Consider the following 16,226-nt stretch of genomic DNA (forward strand, 5'->3'; position numbering starts at 1 on the left):
GCGCGGCCGTCACCTGCTGGAGGTGTTTGATGTCCCAATCTTCGGATTCACCGGCGCTGGTCGGCACCCGCTGGGTCGAACTCGGCCTGACACTCTTCACCACGCTGATCGGCGCGGTGGTGATGTTCGGCAGCGTCGAACAAGGTATCGGCTGGGGCGATTCCGGCCCCGAGCCGGGTTACTTTCCCTTCTACATCGGCCTGCTGTTGAGTGCCGCCAGTGTCGGCAACGCCGTGTTGACCGTGGTGCGCTGGCAAGCCCTGAGCATTTCATTCGTCAGCCGCAGCGCATTCAAGCAAGTGTTGTCGGTGTTCATCCCGATTGCGCTGTTTGTCGGCGCCATGCCGTTCACCGGTATTTACGTGGCCTCAGCCTGTTTCATTGCCTGGTTCATGTGGCGTGACAAAGTCCGCGTCAAACCCTACGGCAAGCTGATGATCGGCACGGTATCGCTGGGTGCGGTGCTTGCCAGCTACCTGATTTTCGCGCTGTGGTTCAAGGTCCCGCTGGATGCCGGCCCGATGGGCGACTGGATTGCCCTGGCCGGGAGAAATTTCAAATGAGCGAGTTCGACTCCCTGCTGCAAGGCATGAACCTGATCCTGACCCCGGGGCATATCGGCCTGATGGTGATCGGCGTGCTGCTGGGCATTCTGGTCGGCGTGTTGCCCGGCCTCGGCGCCCCCAATGGCGTGGCGTTGCTGCTGCCCCTGACGTTCACCATGTCGCCGGTGTCGGCGATCATTCTGCTGTCGTGCATGTATTGGGGCGCGCTGTTCGGCGGCTCGATCACTTCGATTCTGTTCAACATTCCCGGTGAGCCCTCATCGGTGGCGACGACGTTCGACGGTTACCCGATGGCCCGTGAAGGTCGTGCCGCCGAGGCCCTGACTGCGGCGTTCAGTTCGGCACTGATCGGCGCATTGGCCGGGGTGTTGTTGCTGACGTTTCTGTCGACAAAAATTGCCGCGTTTGCCATGTCGTTCAGCTCGCCGGAGTTCTTCGCGGTCTACCTGTTGGCGTTCTGTACGTTCATCGGCATGAGCAAGAACCCACCGCTGAAAACCGTGGTGGCGATGATGATCGGGTTTGCCATGGCGGCGGTCGGCATGGACACGGTGTCCGGCAACCTGCGGCTGACGTTCGACCAGCCGATCTTGATGACGGGCATCAGTTTCGAAGTGGCGGTGATCGGCCTGTTCGGCATCGGTGAAATCCTCTGCACCGTCGAGGAAGGCCTGGTGTTTCGCGGCGAGCATGCGCGCATCACACCGATGGTGATCCTGCGCACTTGGGCCAAGCTGCCACGCTACTGGTGGACGATTGTGCGCAGCACGCTGGTAGGTTGCTGGATGGGCATCACCCCTGGCGGCCCGACGGCCGCGTCGTTCATGAGCTACAGCCTGGCGCGACGATTCTCGAAGAACCGCGAGAACTTCGGCAAAGGTGAACTCGAAGGCGTGATTGCCCCGGAAACCGCCGACCACGCGGCGGGCACCAGCGCCCTGCTGCCGATGCTGACCCTGGGCATTCCCGGCTCGGCCACGGCGGCGGTGATGCTTGGTGGCTTGATGATCTGGGGCCTGCACCCTGGCCCGACGCTGTTCGTCGAGCAGCACGATTTTGTCTGGGGCCTGATCGCCAGCATGTATCTGGGCAACGTGGTCAGCTTGATCGTGGTGTTGGCCACCGTGCCGCTGTTTGCCTCGATCCTGCGGATTCCGTTCTCGATCATCGCGCCGATCATCATCATGGTCTGCGCCATCGGTGCCTATTCGGTGCACAACTCGTTCTTCGACGTGGTGCTGATGCTGGGCTTCGGCGCGCTGGGGTATCTGTTCAAGAAACTCGGTTATCCGATTGCACCACTGGTGTTGGCGGCGGTGTTGGGCGACAAGGCTGAAGATGCGTTCCGTCAGTCAATGCTGTTTTCCGATGGACATTTGGGGATCTTCTGGTCCAACCCGTTGGTGGGCAGCCTGACCACGGCGGCGCTGCTGATGCTTTTCTGGCCGCTGATTTCCAAGGCGCTGGGTGGGCTGATGGGCCTGCGCAAACCCCACGTCGCCAAACCCAAATCGGTGCTGTGACACAGCAATGCTGGCAACGCCTGACATTTGTTGTCAGGCTTGCCGCAGACTTCCTTGCGAGCCATGGCCCATGACCCGAATTCCTGCTGCCAATGTGATTCACAGTCGACTGCGTCTGCGCCAATTGCGGCTGATGCTGGCGTTGCAGGAATTCGGTTCGCTGCGCCGTGCCGCCGACCACATTGGTATGACCCAACCGGCCGCGACCAAAATGCTCCACGAAGCCGAGGACTTGCTCGGCGTCGAACTCTTCGAACGCCTGCCCCGGGGCATGCGCGCTACCCCGTTCGGCGAAACCGTCATTTACTATGCGCGCATGGTGTTCGCCGAACTCAGCGGCATGCGTGAAGAATTGGTGGCGCTGGAGTCCGGCAACCTTGGCCGTGTCGCGGTCGGTGCGATTCCGGCACTGGCGTCGGGGCTGTTGACCCGCACCATCGCGACTTTGAAACAGAGCCATCCGCGGTTGTCCATGAGCATCCAGGTCGACACCAGCGACGTGCTGGTGCAAGCGCTGTTACAAGATCAACTGGATATCGTATTGGGGCGGATTCCGGCCGGTGCGCGGGCCGAGGAGTTGCTGTTTGACAGCCTCGGTGAAGAAGCCTTGTGCGTGATCGCCGGGGCGACAAACCCGCTGGCGCAGGAGAAACAGCTGAGCTGGGCGGAACTGCAGCACATGACCTGGGTGCTGCAACAGCATCCCAGCCCGATGCGCGCCATCATCAATCAGGTGTTTCACAACGCCCGGGTCGACATCCCCAGCAGCATTGTCGAAACCACGTCGATCATGACTTTGCTTTCGCTGGTGCAGCAGACCGACATGCTCGGCGTCACGCCGGTGTCGGTGGTAGAAGACTATCCCGGTCGGGATTTGCTGGCCATTTTGCCGATCAAGTTCGAAGCACGGCTGCCGCCCTATGGGCTGATCACCCGGCGTCATCGCATTCAATCGTCGGCGATGCAGGCGTTCATGAATTCGGTGCGGGCCGAGCACGCGTTGGCCAAATAAAAAGGCCCGGAGCATTTAATGCTCCGGGCCTTTTTCGGTTTACGCGTTTTTACGGAACACGAAGACCAGACCGACGATGATCAGCAGCATGCCCAGCAGACTCAGCGCCGCCAGCCTGTTGCCGAAAATCAGGTAGTCCATCACTGCCGTCACCGCCGGCACCAGGTAAAACAGACTGGTGACATTCACCAGATTGCCCCGGGCGATCAAGCGGTACAACAGCAACGTCGCCAGCACCGACACCACCAGTCCCATCCACAACACCGGCACGATAAAGCCCGTGCCGTGTTCAAAATGAAACGGCTGGAACGGCACGAAGATCCCGCACAGCAACAGCCCGGCGAGGTATTGCACCGGCAGTGTGCCGAGGGGATTGTCGGTGATGCGTTTCTGCATGATCGAGCCGAACGTCATGCTCGCCAGCGCCAGCAATCCGAAGAGCATCCCGGCCATCGACATGCCGGCCAGGCCGATGCCCTGGTACACCACCATGATCAATCCCGCCAGGCCCAGCCCCAGACCGAACATCCGGCTGAGGGAGCGCTGACGTTCCATCAGCACCACGGTCAGAATCGGTTGCACGCCCATGATCGTCGCCATCACGCCCGGGGTGACTTTCAGGTCCAGGGCCAGCAGATAGAAAATCTGATAAGCCCCCAGCAACACCACGCCCGTGGCCATCGCATACAACATCGGCTTGCCGCCCTTGGGCAACTTCAGCTTGAGCAAAGGCACCAGCAGCACCAGACCGCACAAGGCGATGGCGAAGCGCACCAGCAGAAAAGCAAAGGGTGACGCATGCGCCAGGCCCCATTTGGAGAAGATCGCCCCGCTGCTCCACAGCAGGACGAACAGGCTCGTGGACGCCGCCGCGAGCGCGGATTGTTTCGAAAGGACAAACATGAAGACCACCTGTAGTCAGGCAAAAGCCAACTCAGCCGAAGCTGAAATTCAGTAGTTTTTTCTGGCGGGCAAAGGGCAACAGCAAAAAGAAGCTGATCAGCCCGAAACGCCAACGCCCGGCGGTGATACGACGGCGTACACCGGCGTGCTACGGACAGGTGGGGGGTAATGACTGATCTGCGCAGACTGCTGATTCCCACACGGCGCCACGACAGCGTTGACCGCTGAATCGACTACCGCGTTGATGTGGAATACAGGCATTGGGCAGATCTTTTGGGAGGGCCGTGCTGGGTTAGCAGGCGAGCGCCGACTATAACCAGCGCCGGACAGGGATTGCAACGTGCCGAACCACTTCCATTCACAACAGCTTAAGTTGAGCGCGAAACTTTCAGTAACGAGTTGTCGCATTACGTGATTAAATGAAAAAAACAATGCATCTGCCGATTAAAGCATCACAAAACGATGCCGATAACAGATAAATCACATATTGCGACAAGGAAAGCAGCTCATGCTTAACCCAAACCTTCTTGGATTGGACGCCCCGGTGGTATGGGACACACAGCTGGCATTCCTTCACCTGAACCAACTCGAACACGCAGACACCAAGCGTACCGCCGAACGGCGCCTGCACGAACTCGATCTGCTTCCACCCGAGCTGACGGCGCCAAACCTGCGTGATGAATCCGGCCGCCAGCCGACGCCTTCGGTCCTGACATCGGATATCGAAAAAGCCCGAACAAAACGTAAATTGGTGCTGTTCGTCCAATTGTCGCGCAGTGCTGACGGCAGCGATTTCTTGCACGCCAACGATGCCCGGGGCGCTCGTTACTGGCTGCCGCTGGCCACGCAACATGTTGACGCGAAACAACTCACTGACGCGCTGCAACGCCTCCAGCTCCACATTGCCAAACCCATCGTCATCTTCCCGAGTGGTCGCCTGGTTGCGGTTTGCCGACACGCCAGCGTCCCGCCGAATGTCGAATTTGGATTGCTTAGTTATCCCGCCGTGCTGGAAGAAAACCGCCAACACACAACGGTCGATTCATTGACGGTGCGCACGCCCCACCTCAAGCGCCTGGAAGCCGAAAGCCTGCAGATTATTCGCGAGGCGGTCGCTGAAGCAGAGAATCCCGCCATGCTGTATTCGATGGGCAAGGACAGCGCCGTAATGTTGCACCTCGCTCGCAAGGCCTTCTACCCATCCGTCCCGCCCTTCCCGCTGCTGCATGTGGATACGCGCTGGAAGTTCCAGGAGATGTACTTGTTCCGCGATTTCATGGCACGAGAAAGCGGCATGGACCTGTTGGTGCATATCAACCCGGAAGCCATCAGCAAAGACATCAACCCGTTCGATCATGGCTCGGTCCTGCACACCGACATCACCAAGACCGAAGGCCTCAAGCAAGCGCTGGATCACTACAAGTTTGATGTCATTTTCGGCGGCGCACGCCGGGATGAAGAAAAATCCCGGGCGAAGGAACGGATTTTTTCGTTCCGTACCCAGAGCCATCACTGGGATCCGAAACAGCAGCGACCTGAACTGTGGAATCTCTACAACGCGCGTAAAAACCAGGGCGAGAGCATTCGGGTCTTCCCACTCTCCAACTGGACAGAACTCGACATCTGGCAATACATCTATCAGGAAAACATTCCGGTCGTGCCCCTCTACTTCGCCAAGGAAAGACCCGTCGTGGTGCGCAACGGCATGACACTCATGATCGACGATGGGCGTATGCCCCTGCTGCCCGGCGAGAAAATCGAGGCCAGGAACATCCGCTTTCGAACCCTCGGCTGCTATCCCCTGACGGGGGCCGTGGAATCGACAGCCGCCAGTGTCGCCGACATCTTGCTGGAGCTCCTGGGCTCCAACGGCTCCGAGAGACAGGGACGAGCCATAGACAGTGACAGTTCGGCCAGCATGGAAAAGAAAAAACAGAAGGGCTATTTCTGATGGTACTCATAGCACAAACCACCGCCATCCACCGGCCCTCGACAATGGAGGCCTACCTTGAACTGCAACAAGGTCAGGACCTGCTGCGTTTTATCACTTGCGGCAGCGTGGACGATGGAAAAAGCACCCTGATTGGACGTCTGCTGTGGGACGCCCGACAACTGACAGACGACCAGTTGAGCGCACTGAAAAACGAATCGAAAAAATATGGCACCCAAGGCGAGGACATAGACTTTGCCTTGCTGGTCGACGGCTTGTCGGCAGAACGCGAGCAGGGCATCACCATCGATGTGGCCTACCGATATTTCGCCACTGCAAAGCGCAAGTTCATCGTTGCCGATACTCCGGGTCATGAGCAATACACGCGCAACATGGTCACTGGCGCTTCAACGGCCGACGTAGCAGTCATCCTGGTCGACGCTCGGCAAGGTGTGCTGACGCAAACGCGGCGGCACGCATACCTGGCGTCGCTGATGGGGATTCGCCAGGTCGTGCTGGCGGTCAACAAGATGGACCTGATCGGTTTTGATCCGGACACTTTTCAACGCACCGTCGACACCTTTCAGGCGTTCGCGCAAACACTGGGTTTTGAAAGCATCACACCCATCCCGGTCAGCGCACTCAAGGGCGACAACATCACTCAGCGCTCGACCAACACGCCTTGGTATTCAGGACCGACGCTGATGGGATGCCTGGAAACCATCGAAGTCAACGTTGTCGAATCCGAACGTCTGGTGTTTCCCGTGCAATGGGTGAATCGACCTGATGCGTCGTTTCGCGGGTACAGCGGCTATGTCGCTGAAGGAAAAGTCAGCGTGGGCGACGAGGTGCGCGTCACCCTCTCCGGCCACACCGCGACCGTGACCGACATCGTCAGCATGGACGGCCCGATGCAGGAAGCGTCGTGTGGCGATGCGGTGACGTTGACGCTCAGCCAGGAAATCGACGCCTCGCGGGGCGATATTCTTGCCCTGAGCCAACGCCCGCTGGAAACCACCGACCAGTTCGAAGCAACGCTGGTGTGGATGAATGACGAGGCGGGCCTGCACGGTCGTAACTACGATATTAAACTGGCCACGCAATGGGCTTCCGCGTCGATCACCAACATCAAGTATCGGGTCGACATCAATACACTGTCCCACGATGCGTGCACGCAGTTGCTCCTCAATGACATCAGCGTCTGCACCCTGGCATTGAGCAAACCACTGGTCTATGACAGCTATCAGCACTCCAGAACGCTGGGCGGCTTTATTCTGGTGGATCGACTCAGCAACGCCACGGTGGCTGCGGGAATGATCACCCACAGCCTGCGACGTGCGCAAAATGTGCACAAACAAGTGCTGTCGATTACCCGCCAAAACCGCGAAAAGCTCAATGGCCACAAGGGCAAGGTCATCTGGTTTACCGGTCTTTCCGGCTCAGGAAAATCGACGCTCGCCAACGCGCTGGAAGTCGAGTTGCATGCAAGCGGTTACCGTACCTACCTCCTCGACGGCGACAACGTTCGCCAAGGGCTCAACAAAGACCTCGGTTTCACCGACGCAGACCGCGTTGAAAATATTCGGCGCATCGCCGAAGTCGCCAAACTGATGATGGACGCCGGGCTGATTGTCATGACTGCGTTTATTTCGCCGTTCCAACGGGAACGGCAAATGGCGCGGGAACTGATCGGCGAAGAGAATTTTGTGGAGGTGTATGTCAGCACACCGCTAGAGGTCTGCGAGCAGCGGGACGTGAAAGGGCTCTACAAGAAGGCGCGCTCGGGACAACTGCCAAACCTGTCGGGCGTGGGCAGTCCTTACGAAGCGCCGGACGCCGCTGACTTCGAAATCGATGCCGGGCAGACAGAACTGGACAATGCAATTACTCAACTAATGCGAGCTATCAGAAAGTAGTTGATTAGCCAGGTATAAAAAAACACCCCGAGCCCCGGGGTGTTTTTTTTGGATAGGTGCCAGTAAATACGGCCTCTTGAATCCATCCACGTCCAGAGATACACGACGACTGCGTCGGCATTCTCCGGAGTTATCTATTAACCCTTGGTGGATTTAATATCAAACTTCGAAGGGCTGGTGCATGCAAAACGGCTTATACCTTCCTGCTGGATGATCTTCACGGTGTAGACACCGGATTTCAGCGCGCCGATGTCTACGACACCGGTGAAGCCTGCCATTTCCAGATCTGGCTTGGCGAAGGCTTTGGCGACGTCCGGACGCGAGGAACGAACCAGAGGTGCTGTCATCGCAACCTCTCCACCCGAAGAAATAATCTCGAGAGAAATGTCTTTAGGCACGGTACCCGCCGCCACGTTGTAAGCCCATCCCCACACTTCAAACGGTGCGCTTGTCGAAAGCTTGGCTTCAGCTTTCGGACTGTCCAGAGAGCAGTAACTATTGACCGCGATATCCTTCGGCTTGCCCGCATCACAAGCAGCAAGAAGACCCAACATAGCAACCGCTGGCAAGTACAAATAGCGCATAACACTTCCTTTATGTATGTTCATTTCAATAATCATCGCGCTTCAAAATTTTTTTCAAGGCGCGTCTCACCCCAATAGTTTTCCCGGCAATCATGGCCAAAAATTTTGGCCGCAATATGTCGATTTCGCCCATTTTAGCCTGAAACCATTGCCCATCTATGCCGTAGGCTTCTTCGAGAACCTCTCGATGCACACAGCTAGCGAGCAAATGATTCAGCTTAATCATTCCTATCATTCTGTAGGCCTTGCCGATCGCTGCGTTCGGCAAAAAAAACAGCAACACCTTTTCGATCTCAAGGTGTATCGAGCTGGGTATTTCCGGGTACTTCAACAACCCCAAAAAACCATCTTTCAATTGTTGCACTCCGACGTCCTGAAAAAATGTCTCGGCGATCAGATAATGTTCGTTCATCGTTCGAATGGAATTGGTCACCGATTGACTACTGACATTTTCCCCCGGCATGACTCTGAAGCAGATCAGCTCCCGTTCGGAGATATGAATTGGATAACGTTTTACCAGTCTGATCCACAGATCATAATCAGGCAGCTGCCGGAGATTGTTACTGTATCCCCCGAGCTCTTCGTAGCACTTGCGACGGATCATCACCGTCGGGTGACAGAGGCAATTGCCGTGGTCCAGGAAGTAGCGCAGCCATTCACCTTGAGTTCGATTCGCCTGATCAAACACAGAGCCAAATGACAAACTTTTCTTGCTGATGACATTCCCACGCTTGTCGACAAAACGGGCTCGGCCGAAACTGGCTCCCAGCTCTGGACTCGTGCGCAGAATATCAAGCTGGAAAGCCAGCTTGTCCTCATCCGCCCAATAATCGTCTGAGTTGATAAGCGCCACAAATTCGCCCGTGGCACGCTCGATCAACTCGTTGGTGACGACACTCGCCCCACGATTGATCTGATGTGGAAAAAAACGAATCCTCACATCCTTAAATCCTTCGACAACCTCTCGGGTAGTGTCGCTGGAGCCATCATCGGCGATCAAAAATTCGAAGGCTACGTCGCGTTGCGCCAGCACGCTTTTTATGGCTTGGGCAACGTAAGCGGCATGGTTGTAGGTTGCCATGACCACACTAACAACGGGTGGTTTCATTACATTCGCCCTCGACGGGCAATCTTCAACAACTGTCGAGTGACGATGGGGGGCATCAGCGCACGAATGATGGCAAGAATAATCGGCGGCATGAACTCATCCAGCCTCACCAATACCCCCAGAGCGGGCCGCGCAAGCTTTCCGGCCAGACGTTCGCCATGCGCCAGCAATATGACCCGTCGCAGATTGTGTTCCAGGCGCGTGAATTCGGCGTGGTACGTCTGCCGGGTGATCTTGTCATAAGCGGGGATCAGGCTCAGCTGCAACTGGAGCTTCTCTACATGCGCAAAACCGGACCAGGCGCCGCTAGCGTGGATGCGGTAAACCGACATTGGTTCTTCAATAAAACCAATCAGGCTGTTGCGGGCCACGCAGATATTAACAATCCAGTCATAGGACTTGAGCTCGAACAATTCCGTCGGCAAATTATCAAGCGCCGACTTTCGATACAGGCATGTGGAGAAATTACCAACGAGGTTATCCGCAATCAGATCACGAGCCCCCAACAACCGGTGGCCCGTGCCAATAGCTGTACGCTCGGTAAACGTTGCACTCTCTTCATAGAAAACAAAATAATTGGCGGAGCAAAGGCCGCATTCCCAATGCTCATTCAGAAACCGGACTTGCCGGGACAGCTTGCTCGGACTTATCCAGTAGTCATCACCTTCCAATACAGCAACATACTGCCCCGTGCACTCGGCGAAACCACGCTGATAGTTTCTGGTGATGCCTATGTTGTCGCCCGACAGGTACTTGAAAACAAATCGTGAGTCGACGCCGTCGTAGGACCGGATACGATCCAGCGTCCCATCTGTCGATGCATCATCCGCGACCACCAATTCAACAGGACCTGCGTAGTCCTGTTTGAAAAGTGATTCCAGCGCTTGATCGACGTACGACTCGTGATTATAGGTAACCAGCAGGACCGACAACCCGACGTGTGGAATAGCCTCTGACATTACTTCACCATTGGACGGGCGGGATTGCCCACTACGGTTGTATTCGGTTCGACGTCCTTAACCACAACCGCTCCCATTCCAACCACCGCTCCCGCGCCGATCAACAGCGGTTTACCTTGCCTGCCTTGCTTGATCAATGCGCCAGCGCCTATGTAGGCGTGATCTCCGATAGCCACATTCCCATTACATTTGACTCCCGGTGCGAAGGTCACGTAGTCCCCGAGCACACAATCATGAGAAATATTGCATTGGTTGTTTGCCTGAAAGAAACGGCCGATCCTGACGTTGGACGTAATGATCGTCTGCTCGGAAATCATGCAGCCTTCGCCGATTTCGTTGTTATCCAACATCGTCACACTGTTTGCGACCAGCGAGAAAGGCTCGATTTTCCGGGCAAGGCAAGCTTCAGCGATCCGCTGACGCACCTTTGAATCACCAATCGCCACATTAAAACGCTTGACTCCTTCCAGTTCGAAAAACGCTTGCAAGCTAATCGCGCGGTATCCGTTGATCTGCGTCTCTTGTTCCAGGTTCTCTACAACAAACAGTAAATGAGCGTTCAGCTCCGCTATTTTGTCCTGCAGCATCCCACGCAACATCGGCATGACTTCCCTGCCATGCCCACCCGCACCAATCAGACCAAAATAGGTATTCATAGAGTTCTGCATTCCATTCTCAGTGGATAAGGTGCGAGCGACGCTGAACGCATGCCCTGAAAGTAGCGCAACCATACTCCAGCACCCGTCCCGCCCCAACCGCAATCCAGCTTGCACATGTCAATTCTGACGCACCGTATGACGTAACCGGCGAGCGAGAGCCTTGAGATAGCGAACAACACGAACCACCAGCGTCACGGAGGTATCGGGGTGTGCACCCAGTCCAACGCCAGCGGCGGGCGCAGGAGTACTGTGGGCCAGCATCATATAGTGACCGAAGCCCGCTTGACCCGTCAGTCGATAGAAGTCGAATACGTTGAACATGTACTCATCACGAAGCACTCGTTCGAACTCGGGATCAGCCAGGTTCTTTATGCATGAGGACAGTCCGGCAGCCCTGCCGGCAGCATGAGCAAAGGCGCTATCAAGCAGCAAGAACAGCCGTTCACATTTCAACCTGGCAGGTGTAGCGGGTACACCTTTGAGTCGAAACTCCTTGCCGAATCCCTCAACGAACACCTCATCCGATACTCCGTCGAAGTACGAGCCGAATATCTCCACCAGTTCGGTCAGGTTACGTGCCGAGTTCTCGGGCGAAACGGCGCTGGTGTTATTCCCGTCCCTAAGGTGCGCTACAAGATTCTCTTCAACGATATGAATTGGGTACTTTTTAACCAGTCGGATCCACATGTCGAAATCAGGCAACTGTTTCAATCCAGGGTTGTAGAAACCCAGTTCATCGTAGATTTCCTTGCGCGCCAACATGCTTGGGTGACAGATACAGTTGCCACTAAAGAAAAAATGCCGCAACCATTCGCCTTGAGTACGGTTTGGTTGCCTGAACACATCATTCCATATGGCCTCAGGCCCGGATATTTCACGTCCTTGGCCATCAACCAGATCGGCCCAGGTAAAACAGGCTCCCAGTTGTGGCTGAGCTTCCAGCACGGCAACTTGCTTGTTCAGCTTCGACGGGTACCAGGCATCATCCGAATTCAACAGCGCGATGTACTTGCCACGTGCCTGCTTGATCAGAAACACAAGGTTTCCCACCGGCCCCAGGTTTTTTTCCTGCCGGAACGAACGTATGCGTGGGTCATCAAACCCGCAAATAACATCCCAACTGTTGTCGGGCGACATATCATCCGAGATCAACAGTTCGAAGTCGGTGAAATCCTGACCCAATACGCTATCGACAGCCTTACGGATGTACTTCGCGTGATTGTAAGACGGCACAACAACACTGACCAATATCGGCCCAATCGCATCAGTCGAGCCGACCTTATCACTAGGAAACATAATTTGCCCTCACAGAGCGGTAAAGTTTTTTGATGGGCTCAGGGCAAATTTTTCGTAATACCTTCCAAGCGACTTGAGGCGTCTGAACAGGAGTCGCAACGCCACCTTGGACACTTCCACTTTTTACTGACTGCGAAACTTCATCGACACAGGATTGCAACTCGACAAGCACCGGATATATTTTCGGCTCGCGAATGACCTGGCGCAGTACGTCAATACGTGGCGACATCTGTGCATCGAGGCTATACAACTTACGCATAGTATCTACAGAACGTTCACCCACGGCCTTCAACTCGACAGGGTCAGCATAGTAACGCTCGACTTTCTCGACGATGGCCCACAAATCATATTGAATGAGAACGATGTCCCGGCTATCAGTAAAGCGCCCATTGGAGGAGTGGAACTCGTCAAAGGCAAAAACTGCCGTGCCACGCAATCCAGCTTCAGTGCAACTGGCAGTAGGAAAACCGTCAAACGAACCGGGGAAAATTTTGCCGCTGATATTCGGCGACATGATGATATCCATATTCTGAAAAAAACCATCGAACTCTTCTGGATTGAGCGACCCGTGAAACTGTATCCGATCGTTGAACAAACTGACATCCAGTACAGTTTTATCGAAAGGACCAACAACATGAAAATAAATATCTTCGTAGCGTTGGCACAAGATACTGGCGACATTCACAAAGACGTCATAGCCTTTATCCTCACCGTACGTTGTGTACTTGTGAGCCATGAAGCAGATATCCAGACGTTTCTTTCCAAAACCCCATCTGTTCTTTTCAAGTGTCGATTGCGCACCCGAAACCTCCGGCATCACAACCCCGAAGATCAACTCCACCTTTTCCGCCGGGCACAGTCCGTGCGCAATGATGTAGTCATAGATTACTTGCTGGGTAACAATAACCTTCTGGAAACAAGGCGAATCGAAAATCCGCTTCAGCTTCTTGTCACCCTCGGCACTGTTCAGAGCGAAACCTGCCCCTGGATAGAGCGTAAATACAAATGGCACACCGAGTGCTTCCGCGTGCGGAAGTAATTTGTAAGCATTAGAAAGAAAATTGGCATACAACACTTTCCCAAGCGTAAGCGGAAACTGCTCATTGGAGATCATCACGCGATTACCCAACTCAGGATAACTACGCTGATAATCCCTTACCACGTCCTTGATCGAAGCACCTTCAAGAACATGCAGAGTTGCCCCTGTGGTCAGCACGAGCGAGCGGGGAAATGCTTGCAGATACGACGTAAATTCCGCGTGGCGAAACCCACTTTTTCTCGAGGGAAAAACATCATCGACAATGATAACGTCAAACTTTTCCATCTCGGCGGAGTAGTTGCCATTCAACCACGAATACAGCCGCTGATTATAACTCTGAAACCCCTCATCATAATTGTAATCGATAAAAGCATTGTACTGAGCGATTAGACCGAGCAGCGCGGTCCCTTTGTCCAGATCTTTACGAGCACTCCACTCCCCGCCCTCATGCTGACGATAGACAGACAGTGGCATTTTCAAGTGAGCAATACTGCCGAATTGCGCGCAATATATATTGAAAAACCAATCAACGGTGTAAATATCAAACAACGCCTGCGGCACAACATCGAGCAATGCACCACGATAGAAACACGCAGTGAAGTTCCCGATTACATTGTTAGCGGAAAGCGCTAGCCCATCAAGCGTATCGCCCACCAAGCCGTCATGCTCTGAAAACAATTTACGTGATGAACCATCAGCGGCGCAAAGCTCAATAGAGTTGAACGACATAACCGATTCGGGATGGCTATCGAGAAAATCAATGTGCTTCTGGATTCTGAATTCGGAACTCCAGAAATCATCACCTTCACAGAAAGTCAGATAATCACATCCTGCCGAAAGGCGTACCGCAGTCGCCAGATTTGCAACGACCCCTGCATTTTTCTGATTCGCATGAAATTCAATGTCAATGCGATCGTCGTGAAACCCGTCAACAATTGTTCTTACTACTTGCGCGGTGCCATCAGGCGACGCGTCATCAATAATGATGACACGCATACGAAAGTTACCCCGCTGACTCAACACCGACTGTATGCTTTGAGTAATATAATCCTGGTGTTTATACGTCAGGACGACCACTGTGACCAATGGACACTCGGCATTCAAAGAGGGCGCAGCATGACTCTTTTTCTGAAAGTAAAGCTTTCGACGAAACAAGTCGATTTGGTAGCAAGTGCTGCGAATCGAACGTAGCCCATTCGATCTGGCAAAAATCGAAAAGCAGGGCGTAACCAGTACCGTTTCATATTCATCAACAGATAGCAATTCTGCCGCAATAGCGCCGCTACTGGATTCAATACAAATCAAGCCTTTTTTTGAAACAAGACTGATGAGTCCATTGACTGACGAAGCACTGTCACGAAGAGCGTGTTCATCCAGATAGAGTAAATCTATACGGGTGCCACGCAGGGAGTATTGCCCGAAAAGGAACCGCGCCGCCACGGCAGAATCTGCTCCCTTCAATACCACGGGCTGCTGGAGCTTAAACTCCTGCATGACAAAGTTGAGCAGGGCGAGTTTGTCCTCTTCAAAAAAGCTATCATCTTTAAAGAGTTCTATCCCACACATTTCACTAACACCCTGCGCACCTGAATCACCACTCAACGTAACCATCTGAAACGTCCCTATTTACAAAAATTCTATTCGCAAGAAAGCTCTTGCTTGATAAACCGGCAAATCATATCTACTTCTTCAATCGACAGTGTGTGATAGAGCGGCAGACAGATAATACGGCGGGAAATGTCTTCCGCAATGGGTGCGCTCTGCTCATACACATACGGCAGTTTGGTCAGCGAAGGATAGAAGTAGCGACGTGGAAAAATGCTATGAAGGTTAAGAAACTCCACAAGCTTCAGCATTTTTGCTTCACTCTCGAAAATCACTGGAAAGTAGGCATAGTTGTATTCAGTTTTTGCCTGAATTTTCTGAAACTGAATGGGCAGATCTTCCAGATTACTTTTGTAACGTTCTGACAGTGTGCGGCGAACCGACAAAATATCAGGAACATGTTTCAGATTGCACAACCCCATTGCAGCATGAAACTCAGAGTTCTTACCATTTATACCGACACTGCCGAATTCAGTGGCAGAAGAGTGGCCAAAGTTCCTCATCATTGCCATCTGCTTCAACACGGAAGCATGAGGGCTGATCACCGCGCCGCCTTCAACGGTGTGGAAAAGCTTTGTCGAATGAAAGCTACAAGTCGATACATCCCCGTAGGCGAGCAACGACTTTCCTTTGTAGAGAGTGCCAAACGCATGAGCCGCATCATAGATGACTTTCAGGTTATGCTTCTCGGCAATAGCATGAATAGCATCTACATCACACGAGTTACCAAATACGTGCGTTGCAAGAATAGCAGTGGTTTTTTCAGTAATGGCCTGCTCGATTTTCGACGCGTCGATATTCAGCGTGTCAGGGCAGATATCCACCATCACCGGGTCACAGCGCTCCCAAACAATACTTGAGGTTGTCGCAACGTAACTGAACGGCGTGGTGATGATTTCACCCACGAGGTCGAGAGCACGAATAGCGATTTGAATAGCCACGGTACCATTGCACAGAAACAGAAGATGATCGACATCCAGATGTTCCTTGAGTTTGATTTCCAACTCATTCAACAAAGGACCATTATTGGTCAACCATTCCCGGGACCAAATGCCTTCCAGGTAGTTTTTAAAATCCGAGTACGGCGGCATAAACGGCTTTGTGACTGTAATATTCATGAAATACT

The 16,226-nt window shown here is 54.0% G+C and carries 13 protein-coding genes; 5 read left to right on the forward strand and 8 right to left on the reverse strand.

The window, feature by feature from the left end:
* The first annotated feature begins 29 nt into the window (after positions 1-29).
* The 3 genes from J2X66_RS27510 to J2X66_RS27520 all read left to right on the forward strand — a co-directional run bounded on the left by J2X66_RS27510 (position 30) and on the right by J2X66_RS27520 (position 3,101).
* Positions 30-563, forward strand: coding sequence for a tripartite tricarboxylate transporter TctB family protein (locus J2X66_RS27510; RefSeq protein ID WP_310271045.1), 534 nt, complete (start codon positions 30-32; stop codon positions 561-563).
* Positions 560-2,089, forward strand: a complete 1,530-nt coding sequence (locus J2X66_RS27515) for a tripartite tricarboxylate transporter permease (protein WP_027925852.1) — start codon at positions 560-562, stop codon at positions 2,087-2,089. Before J2X66_RS27510 ends, J2X66_RS27515 begins: the two co-directional genes overlap by 4 nt.
* A 70-nt stretch (positions 2,090-2,159) precedes the next feature.
* Entirely contained in the window at positions 2,160-3,101 is a 942-nt protein-coding gene (locus J2X66_RS27520; RefSeq protein WP_310271048.1) for a LysR family transcriptional regulator, read from the forward strand.
* A gap of 39 nt (positions 3,102-3,140) precedes the next feature.
* On the opposite strand, the gene J2X66_RS27525 is transcribed toward J2X66_RS27520, so the two are convergent.
* Positions 3,141-4,004, reverse strand: coding sequence for a DMT family transporter (locus tag J2X66_RS27525; RefSeq protein ID WP_310271051.1), 864 nt, complete (start codon positions 4,002-4,004; stop codon positions 3,141-3,143).
* Positions 4,005-4,512: 508 nt separating this feature from the next.
* On the opposite strand from J2X66_RS27525, the gene cysD reads away from it, so the two are divergent.
* Together cysD and cysN are read left to right on the forward strand one after the other, a co-directional pair.
* A complete protein-coding gene (cysD, locus tag J2X66_RS27530; protein WP_310271340.1) occupies positions 4,513-5,955 on the forward strand; it encodes a sulfate adenylyltransferase subunit CysD in 1,443 nt (480 codons plus the stop codon).
* 44 nt (positions 5,956-5,999) lie between these two features.
* Positions 6,000-7,850, forward strand: coding sequence for a sulfate adenylyltransferase subunit CysN (cysN, locus tag J2X66_RS27535; protein WP_405046811.1), 1,851 nt, complete (start codon positions 6,000-6,002; stop codon positions 7,848-7,850).
* Between the two features lie 137 nt (positions 7,851-7,987).
* On the opposite strand, the gene J2X66_RS27540 is transcribed toward cysN, so the two are convergent.
* From J2X66_RS27540 to J2X66_RS27570, 7 genes are all read right to left on the reverse strand, one after another.
* Complete coding sequence (locus J2X66_RS27540; RefSeq protein WP_310271056.1) at positions 7,988-8,434, reverse strand: hypothetical protein; 447 nt, start codon at positions 8,432-8,434, stop codon at positions 7,988-7,990.
* Between the two features lie 25 nt (positions 8,435-8,459).
* The gene (locus J2X66_RS27545) at positions 8,460-9,542 is read right to left on the reverse strand and encodes a glycosyltransferase (RefSeq protein ID WP_310271059.1); all 1,083 of its coding nucleotides are present in this window, start codon (positions 9,540-9,542) and stop codon (positions 8,460-8,462) included.
* On the reverse strand, positions 9,542-10,501 hold the full coding sequence (locus J2X66_RS27550) for a glycosyltransferase (RefSeq protein ID WP_310271061.1): 960 nt from the start codon (positions 10,499-10,501) through the stop codon (positions 9,542-9,544). The genes J2X66_RS27545 and J2X66_RS27550 overlap by 1 nt, the downstream gene beginning before the upstream one ends.
* On the reverse strand, positions 10,501-11,157 hold the full coding sequence (locus J2X66_RS27555) for an acetyltransferase (protein WP_310271064.1): 657 nt from the start codon (positions 11,155-11,157) through the stop codon (positions 10,501-10,503). Before J2X66_RS27555 ends, J2X66_RS27550 begins: the two co-directional genes overlap by 1 nt.
* A 120-nt stretch (positions 11,158-11,277) precedes the next feature.
* Positions 11,278-12,456: a glycosyltransferase gene (locus J2X66_RS27560; RefSeq protein ID WP_310271067.1), complete on the reverse strand. Its 1,179-nt coding sequence runs from the start codon at positions 12,454-12,456 to the stop codon at positions 11,278-11,280.
* A complete protein-coding gene (locus J2X66_RS27565; RefSeq protein ID WP_310271070.1) occupies positions 12,446-15,106 on the reverse strand; it encodes a glycosyltransferase in 2,661 nt (886 codons plus the stop codon). The genes J2X66_RS27560 and J2X66_RS27565 overlap by 11 nt, the downstream gene beginning before the upstream one ends.
* Positions 15,107-15,132: 26 nt before the next feature.
* A complete protein-coding gene (locus J2X66_RS27570; RefSeq protein WP_310271073.1) occupies positions 15,133-16,218 on the reverse strand; it encodes a DegT/DnrJ/EryC1/StrS family aminotransferase in 1,086 nt (361 codons plus the stop codon).
* Between the last annotated feature and the right edge of the window lie 8 nt (positions 16,219-16,226).

Origin of the sequence: Pseudomonas sp. 3296, from assembly GCF_031456615.1 — a bacterium.
In the GTDB taxonomy this organism is placed as follows: Bacteria; Pseudomonadota; Gammaproteobacteria; order Pseudomonadales; family Pseudomonadaceae; genus Aquipseudomonas; species Aquipseudomonas mucoides.